The following is a 25,313-nucleotide window of genomic DNA, read 5'->3' as shown; positions in this document are numbered from 1 at the left end:
TTTCAACCCTATCTCAAATCACGAAACGCGCCACCATTGCGTTCAAATCTACCGCCAGTCGTGACAGTTCATGGGTGGCGGCGCTGGTCTGGTTGGCACCGGCGGCCGACTGGGTGGCCAGGTCGCGGATGTTCACCAGGTTGCGGTCGACTTCACGGGACACCTGAGCCTGTTCTTCCGAGGCGCTGGCGATCACCAGGTTGCGTTCATTGATCAGCTGAATCGATGAAGTGATCTGTTCCAGGGCGACACCCGCCGCACGGGCCATTTCCAGGGTGCTTTGGGTGCGCTGATTGCTTTGCTGCATCGACGACACCGCTTCACCGGTGCCGTTCTGAATACCGGCCACCATTTTCTCGATTTCCTGGGTCGATTGCGCAGTGCGATGGGCCAGCGCCCGGACCTCGTCCGCCACCACCGCAAAGCCACGTCCGGCCTCCCCGGCACGGGCCGCTTCGATGGCAGCGTTGAGGGCCAGCAGGTTGGTCTGCTCGGCGATGGCGCGGATCACGTCCAGCACTTTGCCGATGTCGCGGCCCTGAGTGGCCAGCCCCTCGATCATCAGTGCAGTGTTTTGCACGTCGTGGGTCATGGTCTGGATCGCGTCGACGGTTTCCACCACCCGGTCACGACCTTCACGGGCGGCCTGGGTGGACTGGTTCGAGGCTTCGGACGTCGATACCGCGTTGCGTGCCACTTCTTCCACGGCGGCGGTCATTTCGTTGACGGCGGTGGCGGCCTGTTCAATTTCGTTGTTCTGTTGTTGCAGGCCACGGGACGCTTCTTGGGTCACGGTGCTGAGTTCTTCGGCGGCGGCGCCCAGTTGCGTCGCGGAGCCGGCGATCTGTTCGATGGTCTTGCGCAGGTTCGTCTGCATGGTGGCCAAGGCGCCGAGTAAACGCGCCGGTTCGTCGTTGCCATCGACTTCGATGACCTTGCTCAGGTTGCCGCTGGCAATGGTTTCGGCCGCGAGCACCGCACGGTTCAGCGGCGTGACGATACTGCGGGTCAACAGCCAGGCCAGCAGCACGGTCATCAGGGCAGCGACCGCCGAGACCACGATGATGCCATTGGTGGCAAAGGCAAACTGCTCTTTGGCCTGGGCATCGGCCGCAGCCGCGCCAGCCTTGTTGATGGCAATCAACTTGTTCAACTGCTCGCCCATCTGATCGGTGCCATCCTTGATCCGGGTGTTGATCAGGTTGAGCATTTCATCCAGTTTGTTCTGCCGCGAAAGCTCCATCATCTCGCGCACCGCTTGCAGGTATTTGTCCAGCGTGGCCGAGAATGTCTTGAATAACGCCGCTTCCTCATCGCCGGCCGGCAATGCCCCATAAGCAGCCTGTGCCTGCTTGACCTTGTCCACCAGTATCCCGATTCGGGTTTCTGCTTCTTGCAGGCTCGCGGGCTCACGGTTCACCAGAACCCGGAACGAGAGAATTCGCAGACGCAGCACGTTTTCGGTCATGACACCCAGGAAGCCGACGCTGGGTAGCTGATTGCTTTCCATATCCACAGAGGCCTGTCGGATGATCGACATGCGATTCGCCGCAAACACACCCAGCACGATGACCAGCAAGGCGATGAAAGCGAAACCGAGGAAAGCTCGAGGCGCGATTTTCAGATTACGCAGTGACATAGGATGATCTCGGTAATTGAGGCGGCGAGCATCCTTGCCATGATCACTGGCGGGCGGGCGATGGCGCGCACCTTTCAGTTTGGCGCCACTGTTGTAATTGGTTTGTGTACGCCTATTGGCTGTATCGGCCGGGGTTTAGGATTTTTGCAGGGGTCTGGAGAAATATTTTTCAAGGGCGGCAGAGTGTTTCAGCGGTGAAACAGATGTTGCGCGGAGGTCGGCTTTGCGCAGTAGCCTTTGTGGCGAGGGAGCTTGCTCCCGCTGGGCTGCGTAGCGGCCCCAAAAAATTTACGGCTGCTGCGCAACCGAGCGGGAGCAAGCTCCCTCGCCACAGAGATTTCTTTTTACTGAAGACAGTGTCAGGCCTTGCGGGCGGCCACCCGCCACACCCGCGCGATATCACTGGCGCGCTCACGCAACAATCGCGGCGCCTCGGCGCAGGCCTGTTCCAGGGTCATCGGCCCGCTCGCCAATGCAAAAGCCGCATCGATGCCATGCTCGTACAGAGCCTGATACCCCTCGCCCAAGGTGCCGGCGATGACGATGACCGGCACGCCCTGCTGCCGGGCAATGCGCGCCACGCCAAACGGGGTTTTGCCGCGCAACGTCTGGGCATCGAAACGACCTTCGCCGGTGATCACCAGGTCGGCGTCGTTGACCGCCTCGGCCAGCCCCACCAGTTCGGCGACCACTTCCACACCGGCCTGGAATTGCGCGCCGAGAAACGCCTTCGCGGCAAACCCCAGACCGCCCGCCGCGCCACTGCCCGGTTCATCGCGCACGTCCTTGTCCAGTGCTTGCGCGCAGAGCTCGGCAAAGTGCTCGAGAGCGAGGTCCAGCTGCTGGACTTGCTCGGGCGACGCGCCTTTCTGCGGGCCGAAAATCGCTGACGCACCGTGAGGGCCGCACAGTGGATTATTGACGTCAGCGGCGATGTCGAAACGCACCTCGGCCAGGCGCGGGTCGACATCACTCAGGTCAAGACGAGCCAGTTGCGCCAGGGCCAGACCACCCGGCGCCAGGGTTTGGCCCTGGGCATCCAGCAGTTTCACCCCCAAGGCCTGCATCGCCCCGGCGCCGCCGTCATTCGTGGCACTGCCACCAATCGCCAGAATCACTCGTTGCGCCCCGGCATCGAGCGCAGCGCGGATCAATTCGCCGGTGCCGAAGGTGCTGCTGGTGCAGGCATCGCGCAGGTTCGTCGGCACCAGTTGCAGGCCACTGGCCTCGGCCATTTCGATGATCGCGGTGTGGCTCTGCGGCAACCAGCCCCAGGCGGCATCGACCGTGGCGCCCAACGGCCCACGAACACGGGTGCGGCGCAGTTCTCCGTCGCACGCGGCCAGAATCGACTCGACCGTGCCTTCGCCACCATCAGCCATCGGGCACTTGAGCAATTGCGCGTCTGGCCAGACCTGCGCCAATCCCAACGCGATGGCGTCGGCCACACCTTGGGCACTCAGGCTGTCCTTGAACGAATCGGGGGCAATGACGATTTTCATGCGAATTCTCCAGTTCCAATGCGTCCATGCTGCCAGCAGGCCTGAACAATAACGCCGGTCCGCTGCACAAGCGGTCGTGAGGATTATTGTTCAATTTCACAAAACCCTTGCCTACCCCGCTCGTCGTAGCAGCTGCCGAGCCTGCGAGGCTGCGTTCGGCGACGCAGTCGTCGTAAATTCTATAAATATGGTTTACCAGACACACCGCGCCGCATGATCTTGCGACGACTGCGTCGCCGAACGCAGCCTCGCAGGCTCGGCAGCTGCTACATGGTGGTCGGCAGTTCGGTTTGGGGCAGGAGCTGGACGCCGAGGTAGAGCGCGAGCATTCCGTCCAGCTTCAGCGGATCGACGCCGCTGAGTTCGGCGATTCGCTCCATGCGGTAGCGCAAACTGTTGCGGTGGATGCCCAAGGCATCGGCGCAGGCCTGGCTCTGGCCGTCGTGTTCGCACCAACTGCGCAGGGTCGCCAGCAGTTGCCCGTTGCCGTCCTTGGCGATGACTTTACGCAGCGGCCGCAGCAGTTCATCCAGCGCATCATCGTCGCGGTGCCGCCAGAGCATCACCGGTAGCCGATAACGGTTCAGGATCAGCAAGCGCGAATGCGGCAACACATCGCGCCCGTAGGCCAGCAAATCGCCGACCCGTCGATAGCAGCGACGCAACCCCGACAAGCCGTCGGCCTGCCCGCCCACGGCAATGCGCAAAATGTTCCAGCCCAGGCCATCGAGCTTTTCCAGCAATCGTTCGTTCTCGACCGCAGGCGTCGCCGGGCGGCACCAGAGCAACGAAGATTTGGCTGAGCTCACGCACCAACTGTCCGGGTAGCGCGACATCAGCCAGGCGCTGAGCGCTTCGACGGTCTGGCTCGGGCCGTGTTCGATGCCCAACTCGAACAGATACGGCACCCGTGTCAGCTGTGGCTTGAGCCCCAGTTGCTGCGCTTCGTCCAGCAACCGTGGCGAATCCCCTGCTTCGCTCAACAGCAATGCCAGCAGATCGTCGCAACGTTGGCGCCGCCATTGCTGCTCGGCCTGCTGATTGCGCTGGGCCACCAGCATCTCGGCGGTCATGCGCACCAGTTCGGCGTAGGTGCGTAATTGCTCCGGTTCACCGGTGATGCCCAGCACACCAATCAAGCGCTGATCGAGCAACAGCGGCAGATTAATGCCCGGCTGCACGCCTTTGAGATGAATCGCCGTTTGCGCGTCGATCTCCACCACGCGCCCATTGGCCAGCACCAGTTGCGCGCCTTCGTGACGGGTGTTGATGCGCTCCGGCTCGCCGCTGCCAAGAATCAGCCCCTGACTGTCCATGACATTGACGTTGTACGGCAGGATGGCCATCGCCCGGTCGACGATGTCCTGGGCCAGGTCGTGATCGAGTTCGAACATAGCGGGGATCCTTGAAAGCGTGATGGGACGGGTTGTTCACCCGCACAGGCCAGGGTTGCAAACCCTGTGCTCAGGCACAAAGACAACCACCCAAGGGGTGGCCGAGACTCACTGGGCGATCAACGTTACCCTTGCGTCGCAAAAAATCATAATAAAGAGAGAGCCCGCCATGTCACAGAGCGCCACCGCTACCCTGGCCAACGCTGACGACAAGAACGCCGTCTACAAACGCATTACCTTGCGTTTGATCCCCTTCATCTTCATCTGCTACCTGTTCAACTACCTCGACCGGGTGAACGTCGGGTTTGCCAAACTGCAGATGCTCGACGCACTGAAATTCAGCGAAACCGTGTACGGCCTCGGTGCCGGGATCTTCTTCATCGGCTACGTCCTGTGCGGCGTGCCGAGCAACCTGGCCCTGACCAAGTTCGGCCCACGACGCTGGATCGCGTTGATGATGATGACTTGGGGCACGCTCTCGACGTGCCTGCTGTTCGTCTCCACCCCGACCGAGTTCTACACCCTGCGCCTGTTCACCGGCGCCGCCGAAGCCGGGTTCTTCCCGGGCGTGGTGCTTTACCTCTCGCAGTGGTTCCCGACGTTCCGTCGTGGCCGCATCATGGCGCTGTTCATGTCAGCGATCCCGGTGTCAGGTCTGCTGGGCAGCCCGTTTTCCGGCTGGATTCTCAACCACTTCGGCGCGGGCCAGGCCGGTTTGGCCGGCTGGCAGTGGATGTTCCTGCTGCAAGGCATCCCGACGGTGATTCTCGGCGCCCTCGCCTATTTTTTGCTTAGCGACAGTTACGCCAACGCTAAGTGGCTGGCCCCGTACGAGCGTTCCGTGCTTGAAGCCGACCACGCAGAAGACCTGGCCAGTAAACCGAAAACCACCACCGACTCCTTGCGGGCAGTGTTCAAGAACCCGGCGATCTGGGCCTTTGGATTGATCTACTTCTGCATCCAGAGCGGTGTTTACGCGATTAACTTCTGGCTGCCGTCGATCATCAAGAACCTGGGTTTCAGCGATAACCTGGTGATTGGCTGGTTGAGCGCGATTCCGTACCTGCTGGCGGCGGTGTTCATGTTGATGGTGGGCCGCTCGGCGGACCTGCGCAAAGAACGTCGCTGGCATTTGGTGGTGCCGATGCTGATGGGCGCGGTCGGTCTGTTGATCGCCGTGAACTTCGCGACCACCCCGGCCATTGCGATCCTCGGCCTGACCCTCGCCACCATGGGCGCCCTCACCGGCTTGCCGATGTTCTGGCCGGTACCGACGGCGATGCTCAGCGCCGGCGCGGCGGCCGGTGGCTTGGCGTTGATCAACTCCATGGGGCAGATGGCGGGTTTCCTTAGCCCGTATCTGGTGGGTTGGGTCAAGGACAGCACCGGGTCGACCGATGCGGCGTTATACCTGCTGGCGGGTGTGATTGTGTGCGGCAGCTTGCTGGCGCTGCGCATGACCCGGACGTTGCGGGTTTAAGGTTCAGCGAAAACAAAACGGCCCGTTCGGGCCGTTCTTCATTTCATGGATACACCACTGCTTTCGTGGCGAGGGGGCTTGCCCCCGTTGGGTTGCGAAGCGACCCCAAAACCTGTAACCACGGTGTATCAGAGAAATCGCATACACCGGATTGACGACTGCTGCGCAGCCGAGCGGGACGGTGCGGCGATCCGACAAGCCCCCTCGCCACAACAAGCCCCCCCTCGCCACAATGGATCACTCAGTTCTGAGGATCGAGGTTGTCCAGCACCCGGTTGACGGCCAGTTCCCCAAGCATGACCACCGATTGAATCCCCAACATCATGTTGCGATGGGGCATGTCCATCAGCCCGGCGAATTCAGTGAGCATCATGCTCGCTGACGCCAGGGATTCGCAGGCGTTGACCAGCAGGGTTTCGTTATCGACCTTTTCACCGACATGGTAAATGGTGCTGGGTTTGCGCTTGGTGGCTTTGGGTGTGGGTGGTTTGAGGTAATGATCGAGGGCGCGCTCGGCGGCTTCGTTGAGTTTTTTGGAATCGGGAGTTTCGTAGGGGGAAACGTCGTCCGCTTCTGGTGGATTTGGCGTTGGTTTGAACATAGTAGTAACTCCTGCACCATTAAAAAGAAGGAGCCATCACTCTCGCTACCAAACGAAGGGTGGTGGCCATGCACAGGTTGGTAGACCGGGAGGTGCAAGAAAACCGGCGCGCCCGAAGGCGCCCTGCGCATGGCCACCATAAAGCCGAGACGAAAAAACGCCTCAATTGATGATGCTCTGCACTTTGCACAACCCGGGCTACCAAACCCGATCGCTGTTTTTCAGCGACAGGGAAAACGATACAGCCCGGGCTCAAGGCGCACTAGCCGGCGGATTCTGGCGCAGTCGTAGGCAGCGGCGCAAGAACATGTAGCCTCAGTGAGTATCTGGAAATGTCTTTTAAACATCGCCGTTAAACACCCACCAGACTTCCTGCTTTGGCATCCAGCTCAATCACCAACCCACCCGGCATCTGCACGAAAATCTGCCAGATCCCGTCTTCCGGCACCTGCGCCACCTGATACGGCAAACCGCTGGCCTGCACCCGTCGCAACACCGTGGCAGCCTCCTCATCGGTGCGAAAGGCAATGTGGCTCAACGCCGTCTCATCGAACGTCGGCTGTTCGATCACATGCACCAGCGCCTGCGCATCCTGATACAACCAGCGTCCGGGGAACGGGAATGGCGGGCGGCGTCCCGGCGCCAATCCCAACAACGAACCGAAGGCCTCCTGCAACGGTTGCCCGTCGGGGGTGTTGAAGGCCAGATGATCAAAGTGCCAATTCATAGCAACCCTCCTCCGTCGACGTCGATGACGGTGCCGCTGATAAAGCCGTTTTCCATGGCCAGAATAAACGCTGCCGCCAGATCTTGCGGGGTGCCGACCCGGCCCACCGGCAATGCGGCGGCGGTACGGGCAAACATCGCGGCGCGTTGCGTTTCATCCATACCGGAGTAAGCCTCGGTGTCGGTCACGCCGGGACTTATGACGTTGACCCGGCGCGGTGCCAGTTCCTTGGCCAGTTGCTTGCCCAAGGCCTCCAGCGCCGCATTCAAGGTGGTTTTGATGAACTGCCCGGCGACGAATTTGCGTGACAACAGACCCGAGGTCAGCGTGATGCTGCCACGCGCGCTCAGGTATGGCAGCGCGACCTGGATCGCCCGCAGCGTGCCCCAGAATTTGACGTCGAAGGCCTGTTGAGCGTGCTGCAAATCGCTGTCGACCAGCGGTTTGGCACTCACACTCGGACCGGCCGTGATCACCAGATGATCGAAAGGGCCGATGCGCTCGAACAGCTGTCGCAACGACGCTTCATCGGTGACGTCCGCCGCTTCGTGTCGAATCTTTGCATCATGGTCGACCGCTGGCTGGCGGCGACTCACCGCGACCACACGGGCCTCACGCTCGGCTGCGGCCCGGGCGACGGCTGCGCCTATTCCGCTGCTGCCACCGATCACCACTACAGTCTGATTGAGCAAGGAAGCGTTGAGTTGTGTCATGAGCCGATCTCCGGTCGAGTTAGGGAGATTCAATCTTCTCCGGTTGCCAATCGAAGAAAAATCCCGGTAAATCAGAAGGATCTTTAAAGGATTTTTACCAATGAGCTCGATTCTCGATCTGGAGATCTTCGTTCGCACCGCCGACTCCGGCAGCATTTCCGCCGCCGCCCGCGCCCTGGAACTGACCCCGGCGGCGGCCAGCATCGCCCTCAAACGCCTGGAAACTCGCCTCGGCATCCGCTTGCTGGCCCGTTCCACACGAAGCATGCGCCTGACCGAAGAAGGCCGGCGTTATCTGGAAAGTGTGCGACTGGCGCTCGCCGCGCTGGCCGAAGGTGAGCAGGCGCTCAAGCAACAAACCCAAGGCTTGAGCGGCGTGCTGCAACTGGCCGCGCCGTCGGACTTCGGGCGCAACGTGCTGTTGCCGTGGCTTGACGACTTCAAACGCGAGCATCCGCACATTCAATTTCAGCTACTGCTCAACGATCGCCATGCCGATCTGTTCCGCGAGACAGTCGATGTGGCTCTGCGCTTCGGTGTGCCGAGTGACTCGACGTTGGTGGCGCTGCCGATTCTGCCGCAGCATCGCCGCGTGGCCTGCGCCAGCCCCGAGTATCTGGCCCGGTGCGGCGTGCCGTTAACCCCGGCGGAACTGAGCGAACACAGCGCCCTGCTCTACCTGCGCGATGGCCGGCCCTACAACCAGTGGCGTTTCAGCCGTGGCGATGAAGTGATGGAGGTTCAGGTGCACGGCGACTACCTCAGCGACGACGGCGAAGTTGCCCGCCGCTGGGCCTTGGCCGGGCATGGCATCGCCTATAAGGCTTGGCTCGACGTCGCCACCGATGTGCGGGCCGGGCGCCTGGTGACGCTGTTCGATGACTGGCAAGGCGAAAGCGTGCCGTTCAATTTGCTGTGCCCGCATCGGGTACAGGTGTCGGAACGGGTCAAAGTGCTGCAAGCGTTTTTGCAGGAGCGTTGTGAGGCACTGCGTCGATAATTCAGATTGCTCCGCGCTGCGGTTCTTGGTATTTGATTGAGGCTTTCTCACCGGTAAAAGGATTTCGTCATGAGCTATCGCACGCTGGGTCATTCGGGTTTACAGGTGTCTACCCTCACATTGGGCACCATGATGTTCGGCGAACAGACCAGCACCGAAGATTCCCTGCGGATCATCGGCAAGGCCTGGGACCAGGGCATCAACTTCATCGACACCGCGGACGTGTACACCAATGGCCGCTCCGAAGAGATCGTCGGCGAAGCGATCGCCAGCCACCGCCACGAATGGGTGCTCGCCACCAAGGTCGGCTTCGGCCCGGTGGACGGTGTGCCGAACCGCAGCGGTTTGAGCCGCAAGCACCTGTTCAATGGCATCGACGCCAGCCTGACGCGGTTGGGCACCGATTATCTGGACATCTATTACCTGCACCGCGAAGACCACAACACGCCGCTGGAAGTCACGGTGTCGGCCATCGGCGATCTGATTCGTCAGGGCAAGATCCGCTACTGGGGCCTGTCGAACTACCGTGGCTGGCGTATCGCCGAAGTGATTCGTTTGGCCGACAAACTCGGCGTCGACAGGCCGGTGATCAGCCAGCCGCTGTACAACATCGTCAACCGTCAGGCGGAAACCGAGCAGATCACCGCCGCGCAAAACTATGGCCTCGGCGTGGTGCCTTACAGTCCGCTGGCGCGCGGTGTGCTCAGCGGCAAGTACGCGCCAGATGTGACACCGGACGCCAACAGCCGTGCCGGTCGCCAGGACAAACGCATCCTGGAAACCGAATGGCGGGTTGAGTCTTTGCGCATTGCCCAGCAGATCCAGCAATACACCCAGGACCGTGGCGTGGGCATCGTCGAGTTCGCCATCGCCTGGGTGCTGAACAACAGCGCCGTCACCTCGGCCATCGTCGGCCCGCGCACCGAAGAACAATGGGACGGGTACACCAAGGCCCAGGCGGTGAAAATCACGGCGGAAGATGAAGCCTTTATCGATTCGCTGGTGACACCGGGGCATGCGTCGACGCCGGGGTTCAATGATGTGAGCCATTTTGTGCCGGGACGTAAACCGCGTTCGGCTTGAGGTTTATCGCGGGCAGGCTCGCTCTCACAGGTTCTGTGTCGATCTGCTGACTATGCTTCGATGAAGTTACTTGTGGGAGCAGGCTTGCCTGCAACATCCACCGCGATGTTGAAAATATCGATCACCCGGCCAATATTCAGCACAAAAACCACGTATCCTGCGCGCCCCGTTTGACCTTCAACCCGCGAGGACAGTTTGTCTAAAGGTATCGCTCTATCGGTCACAGCCTCGATGCTGTTTGCCGTCATGTATTACTACACCTCACTGCTCTCCCCCTTGAGTGGCGTGGAGATTTTCGGTTGGCGGATGTTGCTGACCGCGCCATGCATGACCGTGTTCATGGTGGTGTCCGGCGAATGGAAACGCGTGGTCGAGATTCTTCGGCGGCTGGCCGCCAAGCCGAAGTTGCTCATCGCCCTGATCGGCTCGGCAGTGCTGCTGGGCCTGCAACTCTGGTTGTTCATGTGGGCGCCGCTCAACGGTTATAGCCTCGACGTGTCGCTGGGGTATTTCCTGTTGCCGCTGTCGATGGTCCTGACCGGGCGAATCGTCTATGGCGAGCGCCTTTCCTACCTGCAGAAAATCGCCGTGTTCTTCGCCAGCCTCGGCGTGCTCAACGAGTTGTATCAGGTCGGCGGTTTTTCCTGGGCGACGTTGCTGGTGGTGATCGGCTATCCAATCTATTTCATCCTGCGCAAACGCTTGGCCACGGACAACCTTGGCGGGCTCTGGCTGGACATGGCGTTGATGCTGCCAGTGGCGTTCTGGTTCGTGCAGGGCGGTGAACAAGGGTTTGGCGTGTTCGATCAACATCCGTGGCTGTCGCTGTTGATTCCGCTGCTCGGGGTGATCAGCGCTTCGGCGCTGGTGGTCTACATCATTGCCAGCCGGCTGCTGCCGTTCAGCCTGTTCGGGTTGTTGAGTTACGTCGAGCCCGTGCTGTTGCTGGGCGTTGCGTTGCTGTTGGGGGAAAGCATCAAGGCCGGCGAATGGCTGACTTACATTCCGATCTGGCTGGCGGTGGTGGTGTTGGTGTTTGAGGGGTTCAAGCATCTGGTCCGGCAACGACGCCGGCCAATGTAATTGCATGATTCAAAAAAAAGCCCGGCCAGCATTGCTGCTGACCGGGCTTTTTCATATCAGGAACGGCTTAATCGGTAGAGAGCACACCGCGACGAACCTGGTCGCGCTCGATGGACTCGAACAGTGCCTTGAAGTTGCCTTCGCCGAAACCATCGTCGCCTTTACGCTGGATGAACTCGAAGAACACCGGCCCCATCAGGGTTTCCGAGAAAATCTGCAGCAGCAGACGCTTGTCGCCAGGCTCGGACGAACCGTCCAGCAAGATGCCCCGTGCTTGCAGTTGATCAACCGGCTCGCCGTGGTTCGGCAAACGGCCTTCGAGCATTTCGTAGTAGGTGTCCGGCGGCGGCGTCATGAAGCGCATGCCGATTTTCTTAAGGCGGTCCCAAGTATCGATCAGGTTATCGGTGAGGAACGCCACGTGCTGGATGCCCTCGCCGTTGAACTGCATCAGGAACTCTTCGATCTGCCCGGCGCCCTTGGACGACTCTTCGTTCAGCGGGATGCGGATCATGCCGTCCGGCGCGGTCATCGCCTTGGATGTCAGGCCGGTGTATTCGCCTTTGATGTCGAAGTAACGGATTTCGCGGAAGTTGAACAGCTTCTCGTAGAAGTTGGCCCAGTAGGCCATGCGACCGCGATACACGTTGTGGGTCAGGTGGTCGATGATCTTCAGACCGGCGCCGACCGGGTTGCGGTCAACGCCTTCTATGAACACGAAGTCGATGTCGTAGATCGAGCTGCCTTCACCGAAACGGTCGATCAGGTACAACGGCGCGCCGCCGATGCCTTTGATCGCCGGCAGGTGCAGTTCCATCGGGCCGGTTTCGATGTGGATCGGCTGGGCGCCGAGTTCCAGGGCACGCTTGTAGGCCTTTTGCGAATCCTTGACCCGGAACGCCATGCCGCACACCGACGGGCCGTGCTCGGCCGCGAAGTACGAGGCCACGCTGTGGGGTTCGTTGTTGAGGATCAGGTTGATCGAGCCCTGGCGATACAGGTGCACGTCTTTGGAACGGTGGGTCGCGACCTTGGTGAAGCCCATGATCTCGAAGATCGGCTCCAGGGTGTTCGGGGTCGGCGATGCGAATTCGATGAACTCAAAGCCCATCAGGCCCATTGGGTTTTCGTATAAATCTGCCATTTTGGCGCCTCATCATGCTTTTAGAATTAACGGATCGTTAGTTGCTAGCAATGCTGAGGCCGGCGGGTGGCGCGCAGGAGATGCCCCTCACGCTGCGGGCGAGGAAGTCACCGTAGATCAATTGAAACCCGAATATCTTCATTGTCGACCCAAGGCTCTTGCGGGCGAGGCTTCTGCTGCCAGAAGACGATTATTATTGTATGCGTAACCGGATTCTACACAGCGTAAATCAGTTTGTCCGCCTTCTTATACATTCCCCTTTTTCGTGGCCTGCGCAAGCGGTTTGTTGCACAGGAAAATCCCCGCCAGGATCAGCCCGCCGCCCAGGCACATCACCAGTGTCAGCTGTTCGCCCAGCAACAACGCGCCAAGAAGAACAGCCGTCAACGGGTTCAAGGCGATGAACACGCCCGAGCGCGTCGCGCCGATTTTGCGGATGCCGTCGTAATAACCAATGTAGGCCAATGCCGAACCCAGCACGCCCAGGTACATCAGGCTCAACCATTGTTGTGCGCCGAGCCCGGTGAGCGCCGCGACACTCAACTCGCCCCGCACGGCGCTGGTCACCCAGAGCATCAGCGTGCCGAGCAAAATCGAGTACGTCACCGTCTGCACCGGCCCCAGTGTTTGATTCAGGCCTTTGGAGAACAGCGAATAAATGCCCCAGCCGAGCACGCAGCCGAAGATCAACAAATCGCCAATCCAGGCATCGGCGTTGCCGGCCAGTAACTGCGGATTGCGGCTGACAATCACCAGGCTGGCGCCGGCAATGCAGATCGCGATACCGGCCACTTTCGCCCGACTCAGCCGCTCCTTGAACAGCAGCCACGAAGCCAGGCCGATCACGGCCGGGTTCAACGCAACGATCAACGATGCCCGAGACGCGTTGATGTAATGCAGCCCGTAAAAGAAGCACAGGTTGTAGAAGAAAATCCCGAAGAATCCCAACAGCGCCAATTGCAACCATTGCCTGGGGCTGGGTCGCACCAAGGGCACCCGTGCCAGCAGCAGGAACAACAGCAACGCCACGCTCGCCAGCAGGAACCGCAGACTCGCAGCGAATAACGGACTGAGACTGTCGGCCAGAAACCGCCCGGCGACGAACGTCCCGCCCCAGATCATGGTGACCGCCGCCAGTTTCAGATAAACCGGCACATCCGAAGGGTTCGCAAGGGTCTGTTCACACGTAGTCATAAGTCTCCACCGCCAGAAATCGGGCATGTGGCGTATCATTCGACTAATGATCGATCATCGTAAAATGAGTAAAAGCTCATGACCCTCACTCAACTCGAGATTTTCTCGCTGGTGGCCGAACTGCGCGGCTTCACGGCGGCCGCCCATCGTTTAGAGATTTCCCAGTCTGCGGTCTCCCACGCACTCAAGTCGCTGGAACAGGAATTGGGCGTCGAACTGTTGCGTCGGCATCAGTCCCAGGTCGAGCTCAGTGATATCGGCCAGCAGCTATTACTGCGCGCTCGGGCAATGCTCGGGCTGGCCAACACTTTGCGTCAGGAGGCGGCCGATTCACGCGGGATGAAAACCGGCACTCTGCGTATCGGCTCGTTCGGCCCGACCTCATCAATCAAGCTGTTGCCCAGGATCTTGCAGCACTACCGCGCCTCGCATCCGGGCATCGAGGTTCATATCGATGAAGGGCCGGATCGCCAGGTGATCCAGTGGCTGGAAGAACGGCGTATCGATATTGGTTTCGTGGTGTTACCCCAGGAACGTTTTGACACGATTGCACTGATCGAAGACCAGATGGTCGCGCTGCTGCCTGCCGATCATGCACTGGCCGGTCGCGACAGCGTGAGTTTGAGCGACTTGTGCCGCGACCCTTTTGTGCTGACCGAGGCTGGGTCTTCGGAGCTGGTGTCGCGCCTGTTCAATACGGCGCGATTGACGCCGAACATTCGGTATCGCTGCTCGCAGTTGCTCAGCACGCTGGACACGGTAGGTCGTGGCGATGCCCTGACCGTCGTCGCCGAAGGCTCACTGCCCGATGGCAACGACAGCCGCTACGTGAAAAAGCCACTGTCACCCCCCATCAGCCGCCAGGTTGGTCTGGCGGTGCTCGATCAGCGTCAGTCATCCCCCGCGACGCTGGCCTTTATTAAACTGGCCTCAAGATTGATTAAAGGTTGACCGGCATAAGGGCCGATAGCCAACTATCATGGCTGAACTCTTTTGGGAGGCATGTCGACCTGCCAACCTTTGAGAGCCCTCTTTTATCGCGATGGATTTGCGAATGCCACTGAACGTCAAAAGTCGCCGCAAGCGTGGTACCCGGATCACTGTGACTGTTTTGAGCGGATTGCTCCCGGTGTTGCTGGGAGTCGCCATTCTCTATCTGCAGGCTGAACGTACCCTCAAGCAGAGTACTGAACTGACTGGCGAAGAATCCATTCGCCAATTCGAACTGATGCTCGACAACACCGCCCAAGCCGCGCAAGAACTACTGCCGCTGGCTGGCAAAAACTGCAATGACGTCAAACTGGCCTTGCGCGAACAAGTTACGCGCCGGCCCTTCGTGCGCTCGACCAACCTGGTGTGGGACGACAACCTCTATTGCAGTTCGTTGTTCGGTGAATATCAGGAAAAGGTCAATCCCGGCGACTACACCCAAGGCCAGTTATGGCTCATGAACGGCAACCCCGTCACGCCCAATACCGCGCTGTTGGTGTATCGGCTCAGCGAAGGAAATAAAGGGGCATTGACCACGCTGAACGGTTATCACCTGAGCAACGAATTGCGCCTGATCGGCCGCAAGACATTACTGTTGCTACAAGTCGGTCCCAACTGGTTGTCTGCCGACGGCAAAGTTCACGAGGACGCCCCGCCCGCCTTGCCGGTAGCACAAAGTACGCTGACGTCCTCGCGTTATGCCTTTACGGTGGCCGCAGGTTTCCCCGAAGGAGAAACCTGGCGTTACATGCGTAGTGAATACCCGCCACTGTTCAGTCTGTTGATGTTCTTCGGCATGGTGTCAGGTTCGATCGGGCATGTGCTGCAGAAGCGCTCGATGTCGCCCAGCCGTGAAATGCAGCGGGCGCTGGAGGCAGCAGAATTCATTCCTTACTTTCAGCCCGTGGTGCATGGCGACAATAAGCGGTGGTCCGGCACCGAAGTATTGATGCACTGGAAACATCCCAGGGAAGGCCTGGTGCGTCCGGATCTGTTCATCCCGTTTGCCGAACATTCCGGGCTGATCGTGCCGATGACCCGCTCGCTGATGCAACAAACCGCCACATTGCTGGCGCCCTTGTCGGCATCGTTCGACGGGCCGTTCCACATTGGCATCAACATCACCGCCAGTCATTGCCGGGACCTGGAACTGGTCGAAGACTGCCGTGAATTCCTCAGCGCTTTTGCACCGGGCAGTGTCCACCTGGTGCTGGAGTTGACCGAGCGCGAACTGGTCGAACCGACAGCCGTCACTCTGCAGTTGTTCGAACAGCTTCGCGCGCTGGGCGTGATGATCGCCATCGACGACTTCGGCACCGGCCATTCAAGCCTCGGTTACTTGCGTCAGTTCAATGTGGACTTCCTGAAAATCGACCAGAGCTTTGTCGCCATGATCGGTGTCGACGCCCTCTCCCGGCACATTCTGGACAGCATCATCGAACTCTCGGCCAAACTCGATCTGGGTATCGTCGCCGAAGGTGTGGAAACCGAGGAGCAAAGTGACTATCTGACCACCCATGGCGTGAACTTTCTGCAAGGTTATCTGTTCGGTCGGCCGATGCCCGGAGCAGAATTCATTAGTGCATTAAGTGATCATTAACTAGTCACGTTAAGCGCCGAGACCATGATGATGCGCACCAAATTGAATCAAAAGACTACTCTTGTTACATGAAGAAAAAGTCAGGATTTACTCTTGGCCATTTAACTACTACAATTTTTCATACCTGTGCAAAATCGGCAGGCGTGTCATTATCACCGAGTCGCTTCAAGGCTCTTGGCTTATAGCTTTGTTTGCGGTTGGTTTCAGCCAAACACACTATTGGAGTAAAGATATTGTCCAGACTCGCTGAATTCCGTGCAGCTGAAAAGGCCCTTCAAGAACAGCTCAAGCAGTTGGAATCGCTGAAAAACGATGCCGGGCTCAAGAAAGAAATCGAATTCGAAGAAAAGCTCCAGGGGCTGATGAAAACCTACGGCAAGAGCCTGCGCGACATCATCGCCATTCTCGACCCGCACCCGGCGAAATCCGGCCTGCAGCAGGCAACAGCGCCTAAAACCCGCCGCGCTCGCGTGGTCAAGGTTTATCAGAACCCGCACACCGGTGAACTGATTGAAACCAAGGGCGGTAACCACCGCGGCCTGAAAGCCTGGAAGGAACAATACGGTGCAGCCACCGTTGACTCCTGGCTGCGTGCCTAAGCGCTCACGGTAATAAAAAAAGCCCTGCCAATGCAGGGCTTTTTCATGGATGCCGTCTAAAATGCGACGATAGTCGCCGATCAACTCGCTATAGACTGACTAACTTTGTGCTTAATCCGTTTGGCTATCTAAAAATCCGGGCCATGCTCAAAAACGTGGATACAGAAACCTTAAACTAAAGTTTCAAGCTGTTTCGAGCTGCCTCTATGTCGCCCTGACTTGCCTTATAAACCTCAGCCTGCCCCGCGTAGGAAAGAACATAGGCTTTATCGCCGTCCACTGCGGCGACCAATGTTTGAGACAACACATGTCGACCGTTCTGGGTAATGGTGCAGGTAGTTTCCAGCGCCGATAACCGGCTCAAGGCAGTCGGATGAATTTTGTTGCAGACGCTCTGATAGCCGCCCTGAAAAAAGTCCTTCTGCACGGACTTGCGCATTTCCAGTAACACACCTTCCAGATTCACCTGATGACCGCTTTCCACTTGAGTCATGGTCAACTCCATCACCATTACCGGTGTCCCGTCCTGGTCGTTTTTTACCGCGCGCTGCCGGGAAACCTGAGGCTTGGCCTCGTCTTGCGGAACGGTCTCGACAGTCCATCCATTGGGCCAGGTCACGACCGGAGCTTCTGCATCAGCACGGGTAACACCTGAAAGCAGACACATCAGGACGAACATCAATTGACAGGGTCGGATCATTGTAATGAACACTCACGGATTGAGCCGCGAAGTCTGAGCTTCACCCGCCCGGCAGGCAAGCCTGCGGTTTTGGTTTGGCGATGCCAGGACCCTTGCGTATCATTGTGAGCATTCTTGGAATTTCCGGAGGGCCCATGAGCCTGCATGAACTCAATACATTTCCTGGTGTGACCGCCCAACCTGACACCGCCACCCAGAAGTTCGTCTTCAACCACACTATGCTGCGGGTCAAGGACATCACCCGGTCGCTGGATTTCTACACCCGCGTGCTGGGTTTCTCGCTGGTAGAAAAGCGTGATTTCCCGGAAGCCGAGTTCAGCCTGTACTTCCTGGCGCTGGTCGATAAGAACCAGATCCCGGCCGATGCCGCTGCCCGCACCGAGTGGATGAAATCGATCCCCGGCATTCTCGAACTGACCCACAACCACGGCACCGAGAACGACGCGGATTTCGCCTACCACAACGGCAACACCGACCCGCGCGGCTTCGGCCATATCTGCATCTCGGTGCCAGACATCCGCGCCGCGTGCGAACGTTTTGAAGCCCTGGGCTGCGATTTCCAGAAACGCCTGAACGACGGTCGCATGAAGAGCCTGGCGTTCATCAAGGACCCGGATGGTTACTGGGTCGAGATCATTCAGCCGGCACCGCTGTAAATCAAAATCAAAAGATCCACCCACAAAAAACCCCATGATCGCTCATGGGGTTTTGTGTTTTCAGCTTCGGCGTTTATGCCGGCGCCGAGGTACGGATCAAGTGATCGAATGCGCTCAGGGAAGCCTTGGCGCCCTCGCCTACTGCAATCACGATCTGCTTGTACGGCACGGTGGTCACGTCGCCGGCCGCGAACACGCCGGGGATCGACGTCTCACCACGGGCATCGACAATGATCTCGCCGCGCGGCGACAGCTCGATGGTGCCTTTGAGCCAATCGGTATTAGGCAGCAGACCGATCTGCACGAAGATCCCTTCCAGCTCGACAGTACGCAGCTCGTCCGACTGACGATCCTTGTAGCGCAGGCCGTTGACCTTCTGGCCGTCGCCGGTCACTTCAGTGGTTTGCGCACTGGTGATCACGGTGACGTTCGGCAAGCTGTGCAACTTGCGCTGCAACACCGCATCGGCACGCAGTTGTACGTCGAACTCCAGCAGCGTTACGTGGGACACGATCCCCGCCAGGTCGATGGCTGCTTCGACGCCGGAGTTACCGCCACCGATCACCGCCACACGCTTGCCTTTGAACAGCGGACCGTCACAGTGCGGGCAGTACGCCACGCCCTTGTTGCGGTATTGCTGCTCACCCGGAACGTTCATTTCACGCCAGCGCGCGCCGGTGGCGAGGATCACGGTCTTGGCTTTCAAGGACGCGCCGCTGGCGAAATGGATTTCGTGCAGTTCACCGTTTTTGCCCGGCACCAGCTTGTCGGCGCGTTGCAGGTTCATGATGTCCACGTCGTACTGTTTGACGTGTTCTTCCAGCGCCACGGCCAGTTTCGGCCCTTCTGTTTCCTGCACGGAGATGAAGTTCTCGATGGCCATGGTGTCGAGCACCTGGCCACCAAAACGTTCAGCCGCCACACCGGTGCGAATGCCTTTACGAGCGGCGTAGATTGCCGCCGAAGCACCGGCCGGGCCACCGCCGACGACCAGTACGTCGAAGGCTTGCTTGGCGCTGATCTTCTCGGCCTGACGCTCGATACCGCTGGTGTCGATCTTGGCGAGGATTTCTTCCAGGCCCATGCGACCCTGGCCGAAGTTCACGCCGTTCAGGTAAACGCTTGGCACGGCCATGATCTGGCGCTCGTCAACTTCGGCCTGAAACAGCGCGCCGTCGATGGCGACGTGGCGGATGTTCGGGTTCAGCACGGCCATCAGGTTCAGCGCCTGAACCACATCCGGGCAGTTCTGGCAGGACAGCGAGAAGTAAGTCTCGAAATTGAACTCGCCTTTGAGCGAGCGGATCTGCTCGATCACTTCGGCGCTGGCTTTCGATGGGTGGCCGCCGACTTGCAGCAGGGCCAACACCAGGGATGTGAATTCGTGGCCCATCGGGATGCCGGCGAAACGCAGGCTGATATCGGCTCCCGGGCGATTGATCGAGAACGATGGTTTGCGCGCATCGTTACCGTTGTCGAGCAAAGTAATCTGGGTGGAAAGACTGGCAACGTCTTTGAGTAACGCGAGCATTTCCTGGGATTTCGCACCGTCGTCGAGGGAGGCAACGATCTCGATCGGCTGAGTGACCCGTTCCAGGTACGATTTCAACTGGGCTTTAAGATTGGCGTCCAACATACGGGCGATTTCCATGTATTTGATAAAAAGAAGTCGAAAAAAAACGCCCGAGCGAATCTCGCCCGGGCGTTTTATGGGGCGGTGCAGCTTACTTAGTAGGTGCGGAGCTCCGCCCTGATGAAGCGCGTCACAGACTTAGATCTTGCCGACCAGGTCCAGGGACGGAGCCAAAGTGGCTTCGCCTTCTTTCCACTTGGCTGGGCACACTTCGCCCGGGTGAGCAGCGACGTATTGAGCGGCCTTGATTTTGCGCAGCAGCTCGGAAGCGTCACGACCAACACCGCCATCGTTGAGTTCAACGATTTTGATCTGGCCTTCCGGGTTGATCACGAAAGTGCCACGGTCAGCCAGGCCTGCTTCTTCGATCAGCACGTCGAAGTTGCGGGAGATGACGTGAGTCGGGTCGCCGATCATGGTGTACTGGATTTTGCCGATGGCTGGCGAAGTGTTGTGCCAGGCAGCGTGGGCAAAGTGGGTATCGGTGGAAACGCTGTAGATCTCGACGCCCAGTTTTTGGAACTCGGCGTAGTTGTCAGCCAGGTCTTCCAGTTCGGTCGGGCAAACAAAGGTGAAGTCAGCTGGGTAGAAGAAAACGACAGACCACTTGCCTTTCAGGTCAGCGTCCGACACGTGTACGAAGTCGCCGTTTTTGTAGGCGGTAGCTTTGAACGGTTTAACTTGGCTGTTGATGATAGGCATCGGTGACTCTCCGTCAGGGGTTAAGAAGTTGATGTGGTGAATCCTACCCACCCGATCGCCGGTTGGCTCATTGGCAAACCTGATGCTGCTGATTTGTTTTCGCTATTAGCCGAGCGTATTAATAGAAGAAAACGTGATCTACAGCGCCAACGGCTTTTCAGCGATTCGGGTCATCCCGAGAAACGGGCTGGCTTCAACATAGCGCATGGCTGACTTCACATCCTTCCAGCCCACGTAATTCATCAACGACTTCAAATCCCAACCGCTCTGATGGGCCCAGGTGGCGAAGCCACGACGCAGGGAGTGACTGGTGTAGTGCTCGGCCGCAATGCCAGCGCGCTCCAGTGCCTGGCGCAACAACGGGATCACGCTATTGCCGTGCAAGCCCTCCTCGCTCAAATGGCCCCAGCGATCGATCCCACGAAACACGGGGCCACGGACCAACGCGGCTTCGGTAATCCATTCGATGTAGGCCTGCACCGGGCACAGGCGCTGCAAGGCGGGTGTCTGGTAAGTCTGCCCGAGGTTCTCGCGATCGCCCTTGCTGCGTGGCAAGTAGAGGGTAATGCCTGAACCGGCGCTGGCTTGTACATGCTCGATCTGCACGCGGCACAACTCATCACTACGAAAACCACGCCAGAAGCCCAGCAAGATCAGTGCGGTGTCGCGCCTGGCTCTCAGCAATCCCGCTCGATCGCCCTGCGCCCTGGCGGATTGCGCTTCCTGCTCCAGCCAGGCGATCACTTGCTCCAGATGCTGCAACTGCAACGGCTCAGCCTGTTTTTCCTGGGCCGGGTGCAATGCGCGAATGCCTTTGAACACCTTGCGCACCACCGGGGCCTTGGTTGGATCGGCGAACCCCTGGCTGTTGTGCCACTGGGCTAGCGCGGACAAGCGCAACTTCAAGGTATTGATCGACAGCACGCCCGCATGTGCAACCAGGTATCGCGCAACGCTATCGCTGGTCGCCGGCAGGAACCCACCCCAACTGACTTCGAAGTGCTCGATGGCCGCGCGATAGCTGCGACGGGTGTTGTCACGGGTGGCGGCTTGCAGGTAGCGATCCAGATCGGTCATGGGCTCTGTGCTCTGTGCTCGAAAACGTACCGCGTTGGCGATTGAAAACCCGGTCTACAGCTAATCACACGGGGTAATACCAGTATATCCCGCATCAGCTATTACAAGTTTTTAACTTTATTCATGGCATGGTACATTGCGCATATTAGTGGTACGTACCACAGTATCAAATCGTAGGAGAACACATGGCACGTGGCGGCGTAAACAAGGCACTGGTGCAAGCGGCACGCTCGGCAATCCTCGCCCGGGGCGAGCATCCGAGCATCGACGCAGTGCGGATCGAAATGGGCAATACCGGCTCGAAAACCACGATCCATCGCTATCTGAAAGAGCTCGACGACGGCGCCGAACCCGCACCAGCACCTTCCGAACCGATCGATGATGAGCTGACGGCCCTGGTGGCGCGGCTGGCGCAACGCCTGAAAGAGCAGGCGCAAGAACCCATCGACCAGGCACGCGCGCAGTTCGAACAACAACGAAAAGAGCTGGAAACCCAGCTGCACGAGGCCCGCGAGGCCAATACCGAATTGCAGCAGCAATACGAAATTCAAAGCCTGGCACTGACCCAGGAATCGGCTGAACTGCACGACACTCGCTCGATGCTGCAAACCGAGCAAACCCGCAACGCCGGGCTGAACCAGGCACTGGCCGATTTCGAATTACGCTTGCAGGACAAGGACGAGCAGATCCGCTCACTGGAAGAAAAACACCTGCACGCCCGCGAAGCACTGGAGCACTACCGCAACGCCGTCAAAGATCAGCGCGAGCAGGAACAGCGACGCCATGAAGGTCAGGTGCAGCAGATTCAGATGGAATTGCGTCAGGCCCAGCAAAGCGCACTGGTACGCCAGGATGAAATCACCCAACTGCATCGCGACAACGAGCGTCTGCTGACCGAAAACCGGGGCACGCTGCGGGAGTTGAGCCTGTTGCAGGAGCAACTCAAGCACACCAACAGCCGACAGGATCAGTTACTGGAACAGGTCACCCGCATCGACAGCGAACGCACCCTCCTCCAGGAACGCTTGCGCATTGCCTTGCTGGAAAGCCAGTCGCTCAAGCAGAACATTGACGAGCAGACGCACATCAACAAAGCGCTGGAAGTTGAACTGATCAAGTTGCAGGCAAGGCTGGATGAAAGCGTGCGCCTGGCCGTTGTCGTTGCGACAGCGCCAGACGCATCAGCGCCACAGAAGAACGATTAACCCGCGACCGGCGTGCGCATGGTGACGAACTCTTCGGCGGCCGTCGGATGCACGCCGATGGTTTCGTCGAAGTCGCGCTTGGTCGCGCCCGCCTTGAGGGCAATCGCCAGCCCTTGCACGATCTCACCAGCGTCCGGGCCGACCATGTGGCAACCCAGGACCTTGTCGGTCTTGGCGTCCACCACCAGTTTCATCAAGGTACGCTCCTGGCATTCGGTCAGGGTCAGCTTCATCGGCCGGAAACGGCTTTCGAAGATCACCACATCGTGCCCGGCCTCTCGCGCTTCTTCTTCGGTGAGGCCGACAGTGCCGATGTTCGGCAAGCTGAACACGGCGGTCGGGATCATCTTGTAATCCACCGGGCGATATTGCTCAGGTTTGAACAAACGCCGCGCCACGGCCATGCCTTCGGCCAGAGCAACCGGCGTGAGCTGTACCCGACCAATCACATCACCGAGGGCCAGGATTGACGGTTCAGCGGTTTGATACTGTTCATCCACCTCGACAAAACCTTTCTTGTCGAGTTTGACCCCGGTGTTTTCCAGCCCCAGGTTGTCGAGCATCGGACGCCGACCGGTGGCGTAGAACACGCAATCCGCCTCCAGCTCACGACCATCCTTGAGCGTCGCCTTCAGGCTGCCATCGGCCTGTTTGTCGATACGCTCGATGTCGGCATTGAATTGCAGGTTCATGCCGCGCTTGGTCAGCTCCTCCTGCAAATGCTTGCGCACTGCGCCGTCGAAGCCACGCAGGAACAGATCACCGCGATACAGCAGCGTGGTCTCGGCGCCCAGCCCGTGGAAAATCCCGGCAAACTCCACTGCAATGTAACCACCACCGACCACCAGAACACGCTTGGGCAGCTCTTTAAGGAAGAACGCCTGGTTGGAGCTGATCGCATGCTCGCGCCCCGGAATCTCCGGGATCTGCGGCCAGCCACCGGTGGCAATCAAGATGTTTTTGGCGGTGTAACGCTCGCCATTGATCTCAACCTGGTGCGGATCGACGATTTTCGCGTGACCTTCATGCAAGGTCACACCGCTATTGACCAGAAGATTGCGATAAATGCCGTTCAGGCGATTGATCTCGCGATCCTTGTTGGCGATCAGCGTCGCCCAGTCGAATTTTGCGTCGCCTGGGGTCCACCCAAAACCTTGCGATTGCTCGAAGTCTTCGGCGAAGTGCGCGCCGTAGACCAGCAGCTTTTTCGGCACACAGCCGACGTTCACGCACGTACCGCCCAGATAACGGCTCTCGGCCACGGCGACTTTCGCACCAAAACCGGCCGCGAACCGCGCAGCCCGCACACCGCCGGAACCGGCACCAATCACATATAGGTCAAAATCGTAGGCCATTTCTATCTCCTCGGCAGGACACCAGCATACCTGCGAGCGCCCTTTGGGCAAGCGTTGCAAACTATTTGGGGCCGAAAAATGAAAAAGCCACCCGAAGGTGGCTTTTCAATACAAGCAGGTCAGGCCGCTATCAGTAAGCCTTGCCAGTCTTGTAGAAGTTCTCGAAGCAGAAGTTGGTCGCGTCGATGTAGCCTTCAGCGCCACCGCAGTCGAAACGCTTGCCTTTGAACTTGTAGGCCATGACGCAGCCGTTTTGCGCTTGCTTCATCAGGGCGTCGGTGATCTGGATTTCGCCGCCCTTGCCTGGCTCGGTCTGTTCGATCAGGTCGAAGATGTCCGGGGTCAGGATGTAACGGCCGATGATCGCCAGGTTCGACGGTGCATCTTCAGGTTTTGGCTTCTCGACCATGCTGTGAACGCGATAGATGTCGTCGCGAATCATCTCGCCGGCAATCACGCCGTACTTGTTGGTCTCTTGAGGATCGACTTCCTGGATGGCCACGATCGAGCAGCGGAACTGCTTGTACAGCTTGACCATCTGGGTCAGTACGCCGTCGCCTTCGAGGTTGACGCACAAGTCGTCCGCCAGTACTACGGCGAAAGGTTCGTCGCCAATCAGTGGACGGCCGGTCAGGATCGCGTGGCCCAGGCCTTTCATTTCGGTCTGTCGAGTGTAGGAGAACGAGCACTCGTCGAGCAGTTTACGGATGCCGACCAGGTATTTCTCCTTGTCAGTGCCCTTGATCTGGTTTTCCAGCTCGTAGCTGATGTCGAAGTGGTCTTCCAGGGCGCGTTTGCCGCGACCGGTGACGATGGAGATTTCGGTCAACCCGGCATCCAGTGCTTCTTCGACGCCGTACTGGATCAGTGGCTTGTTTACCACCGGCAGCATTTCTTTGGGCATGGCTTTAGTCGCTGGCAGGAAGCGAGTACCGTAACCGGCTGCTGGGAACAAGCATTTCTTGATCATATAAGTCCTTGAAAGGGCTGTGTGTACGAGTTTCGGCGCAGTCTAATCAGGCGGCGTGCACCTTACAATGCCCCGCACTGGCTAACCGACGCCATCATAGAGAAATATTCTGATGGATAGTTCCGCAGATAAGCTGCACAACGTCTTATAGATAGCAGAGATCGACGACCTGCGCGGCCATCAGTCTAGCGACAATCTGCCCCACCCTACACCCATCGGCACCCGTTGAGGGCATTTGGCGCTATCATTGCGCACCTGAACCAGCC

24 protein-coding genes are annotated in these 25,313 nt (G+C 58.9%); 9 read left to right on the top strand and 15 right to left on the bottom strand.

Annotated elements, in window-relative coordinates:
- Positions 1 to 13 precede the first annotated feature (13 nt).
- The 3 genes from AC1RL4_RS03220 to AC1RL4_RS03210 form a co-directional block, all read right to left on the bottom strand.
- Complete coding sequence (locus AC1RL4_RS03220; protein ID WP_138867494.1) at positions 14 to 1,639, bottom strand: methyl-accepting chemotaxis protein; 1,626 nt, start codon at positions 1,637 to 1,639, stop codon at positions 14 to 16.
- Between the two features lie 359 nt (positions 1,640 to 1,998).
- On the bottom strand, positions 1,999 to 3,141 hold the full coding sequence (locus AC1RL4_RS03215; RefSeq protein WP_230173576.1) for a glycerate kinase: 1,143 nt from the start codon (positions 3,139 to 3,141) through the stop codon (positions 1,999 to 2,001).
- Positions 3,142 to 3,407: 266 nt separating this feature from the next.
- Complete coding sequence (locus AC1RL4_RS03210; protein WP_096480259.1) at positions 3,408 to 4,535, bottom strand: sugar diacid recognition domain-containing protein; 1,128 nt, start codon at positions 4,533 to 4,535, stop codon at positions 3,408 to 3,410.
- Positions 4,536 to 4,704: 169 nt separating this feature from the next.
- Here AC1RL4_RS03210 and AC1RL4_RS03205 point away from each other — a divergent pair, with 169 nt between their 5' ends.
- Positions 4,705 to 6,015: an MFS transporter gene (locus AC1RL4_RS03205; protein WP_230173574.1), complete on the top strand. Its 1,311-nt coding sequence runs from the start codon at positions 4,705 to 4,707 to the stop codon at positions 6,013 to 6,015.
- Between the two features lie 241 nt (positions 6,016 to 6,256).
- Here the strand turns inward: AC1RL4_RS03205 and AC1RL4_RS03200 are convergent, their stop codons facing one another.
- From AC1RL4_RS03200 to AC1RL4_RS03190, 3 genes are all read right to left on the bottom strand, one after another.
- Complete coding sequence (locus tag AC1RL4_RS03200) at positions 6,257 to 6,616, bottom strand: DUF6124 family protein (protein WP_028940658.1); 360 nt, start codon at positions 6,614 to 6,616, stop codon at positions 6,257 to 6,259.
- A gap of 352 nt (positions 6,617 to 6,968) precedes the next feature.
- A complete protein-coding gene (locus AC1RL4_RS03195) occupies positions 6,969 to 7,343 on the bottom strand; it encodes a VOC family protein (RefSeq protein WP_230173573.1) in 375 nt (124 codons plus the stop codon).
- Complete coding sequence (locus tag AC1RL4_RS03190; protein ID WP_028940660.1) at positions 7,340 to 8,056, bottom strand: SDR family oxidoreductase; 717 nt, start codon at positions 8,054 to 8,056, stop codon at positions 7,340 to 7,342. The genes AC1RL4_RS03195 and AC1RL4_RS03190 overlap by 4 nt, the downstream gene beginning before the upstream one ends.
- A 100-nt stretch (positions 8,057 to 8,156) precedes the next feature.
- Between AC1RL4_RS03190 and AC1RL4_RS03185 the strand changes: the two genes are divergently transcribed.
- On the top strand, positions 8,157 to 9,056 hold the full coding sequence (locus tag AC1RL4_RS03185; RefSeq protein ID WP_230173569.1) for a LysR family transcriptional regulator: 900 nt from the start codon (positions 8,157 to 8,159) through the stop codon (positions 9,054 to 9,056).
- A 69-nt stretch (positions 9,057 to 9,125) separates the two neighbouring features.
- The gene (locus AC1RL4_RS03180) at positions 9,126 to 10,139 is read left to right on the top strand and encodes an aldo/keto reductase (RefSeq protein ID WP_230173567.1); all 1,014 of its coding nucleotides are present in this window, start codon (positions 9,126 to 9,128) and stop codon (positions 10,137 to 10,139) included.
- 50 nt (positions 10,140 to 10,189) lie between these two features.
- Here AC1RL4_RS03180 and AC1RL4_RS03175 read toward each other — a convergent pair whose 3' ends face one another.
- Complete coding sequence (locus AC1RL4_RS03175; RefSeq protein WP_169342462.1) at positions 10,190 to 10,387, bottom strand: hypothetical protein; 198 nt, start codon at positions 10,385 to 10,387, stop codon at positions 10,190 to 10,192.
- Here AC1RL4_RS03175 and rarD point away from each other — a divergent pair.
- Complete coding sequence (gene rarD, locus AC1RL4_RS03170) at positions 10,335 to 11,222, top strand: EamA family transporter RarD (protein ID WP_019578798.1); 888 nt, start codon at positions 10,335 to 10,337, stop codon at positions 11,220 to 11,222. The genes AC1RL4_RS03175 and rarD overlap by 53 nt on opposite strands.
- Positions 11,223 to 11,289: 67 nt before the next feature.
- Here the strand turns inward: rarD and hppD are convergent, their stop codons facing one another.
- Both hppD and AC1RL4_RS03160 read right to left on the bottom strand, forming a co-directional pair.
- Entirely contained in the window at positions 11,290 to 12,366 is a 1,077-nt protein-coding gene (hppD, locus tag AC1RL4_RS03165; protein ID WP_007935668.1) for a 4-hydroxyphenylpyruvate dioxygenase, read from the bottom strand.
- Positions 12,367 to 12,612: 246 nt separating this feature from the next.
- A complete protein-coding gene (locus AC1RL4_RS03160; protein ID WP_230173565.1) occupies positions 12,613 to 13,560 on the bottom strand; it encodes a DMT family transporter in 948 nt (315 codons plus the stop codon).
- A 78-nt stretch (positions 13,561 to 13,638) separates the two neighbouring features.
- On the opposite strand from AC1RL4_RS03160, the gene AC1RL4_RS03155 reads away from it, so the two are divergent.
- The 3 genes from AC1RL4_RS03155 to AC1RL4_RS03145 all read left to right on the top strand — a co-directional run bounded on the left by AC1RL4_RS03155 (position 13,639) and on the right by AC1RL4_RS03145 (position 16,749).
- Complete coding sequence (locus tag AC1RL4_RS03155; protein ID WP_019578796.1) at positions 13,639 to 14,511, top strand: LysR family transcriptional regulator; 873 nt, start codon at positions 13,639 to 13,641, stop codon at positions 14,509 to 14,511.
- A gap of 103 nt (positions 14,512 to 14,614) precedes the next feature.
- A complete protein-coding gene (locus AC1RL4_RS03150) occupies positions 14,615 to 16,150 on the top strand; it encodes an EAL domain-containing protein (protein ID WP_019578795.1) in 1,536 nt (511 codons plus the stop codon).
- A 233-nt stretch (positions 16,151 to 16,383) separates the two neighbouring features.
- A complete protein-coding gene (locus AC1RL4_RS03145) occupies positions 16,384 to 16,749 on the top strand; it encodes a histone-like nucleoid-structuring protein, MvaT/MvaU family (RefSeq protein ID WP_007935661.1) in 366 nt (121 codons plus the stop codon).
- A gap of 175 nt (positions 16,750 to 16,924) precedes the next feature.
- Here the strand turns inward: AC1RL4_RS03145 and AC1RL4_RS03140 are convergent, their stop codons facing one another.
- Positions 16,925 to 17,449 carry a DUF4946 domain-containing protein gene (locus AC1RL4_RS03140; protein WP_026286641.1) on the bottom strand — a complete coding sequence of 175 codons (525 nt, stop codon included), beginning with the start codon at positions 17,447 to 17,449 and terminating at the stop codon, positions 16,925 to 16,927.
- A 134-nt stretch (positions 17,450 to 17,583) separates the two neighbouring features.
- Here AC1RL4_RS03140 and gloA point away from each other — a divergent pair, with 134 nt between their 5' ends.
- Positions 17,584 to 18,105 (top strand): lactoylglutathione lyase, encoded by a 522-nt coding sequence (gene gloA, locus AC1RL4_RS03135; protein WP_007935657.1) that lies wholly within the window; start codon positions 17,584 to 17,586, stop codon positions 18,103 to 18,105.
- Positions 18,106 to 18,178: 73 nt separating this feature from the next.
- On the opposite strand, the gene ahpF is transcribed toward gloA, so the two are convergent.
- From ahpF to AC1RL4_RS03120, 3 genes are all read right to left on the bottom strand, one after another.
- Positions 18,179 to 19,741, bottom strand: a complete 1,563-nt coding sequence (gene ahpF / locus AC1RL4_RS03130; protein WP_019578794.1) for an alkyl hydroperoxide reductase subunit F — start codon at positions 19,739 to 19,741, stop codon at positions 18,179 to 18,181.
- A 135-nt stretch (positions 19,742 to 19,876) separates the two neighbouring features.
- Positions 19,877 to 20,440, bottom strand: coding sequence for an alkyl hydroperoxide reductase subunit C (gene ahpC, locus AC1RL4_RS03125; RefSeq protein WP_105345993.1), 564 nt, complete (start codon positions 20,438 to 20,440; stop codon positions 19,877 to 19,879).
- 138 nt (positions 20,441 to 20,578) lie between these two features.
- On the bottom strand, positions 20,579 to 21,517 hold the full coding sequence (locus AC1RL4_RS03120) for a site-specific integrase (protein WP_230173563.1): 939 nt from the start codon (positions 21,515 to 21,517) through the stop codon (positions 20,579 to 20,581).
- 185 nt (positions 21,518 to 21,702) lie between these two features.
- Between AC1RL4_RS03120 and AC1RL4_RS03115 the strand changes: the two genes are divergently transcribed.
- Positions 21,703 to 22,722 carry a DNA-binding protein gene (locus tag AC1RL4_RS03115; protein ID WP_493119076.1) on the top strand — a complete coding sequence of 340 codons (1,020 nt, stop codon included), beginning with the start codon at positions 21,703 to 21,705 and terminating at the stop codon, positions 22,720 to 22,722.
- Here the strand turns inward: AC1RL4_RS03115 and gorA are convergent.
- Both gorA and galU read right to left on the bottom strand, forming a co-directional pair.
- Complete coding sequence (gene gorA / locus AC1RL4_RS03110) at positions 22,719 to 24,077, bottom strand: glutathione-disulfide reductase (protein ID WP_019578792.1); 1,359 nt, start codon at positions 24,075 to 24,077, stop codon at positions 22,719 to 22,721. The two genes, AC1RL4_RS03115 and gorA, sit on opposite strands and share 4 nt — an antisense overlap.
- Positions 24,078 to 24,207: 130 nt before the next feature.
- The gene (gene galU / locus AC1RL4_RS03105; protein WP_003182953.1) at positions 24,208 to 25,047 is read right to left on the bottom strand and encodes a UTP--glucose-1-phosphate uridylyltransferase GalU; all 840 of its coding nucleotides are present in this window, start codon (positions 25,045 to 25,047) and stop codon (positions 24,208 to 24,210) included.
- Positions 25,048 to 25,313 lie beyond the last annotated feature (266 nt).

It is taken from the genome of Pseudomonas sp. GW822-FHT07A10 (assembly GCF_058798795.1).
The sequence above is the reverse complement of the archived record's forward strand: the minus strand, read 5'-3'. Positions and strand labels throughout refer to the sequence as shown.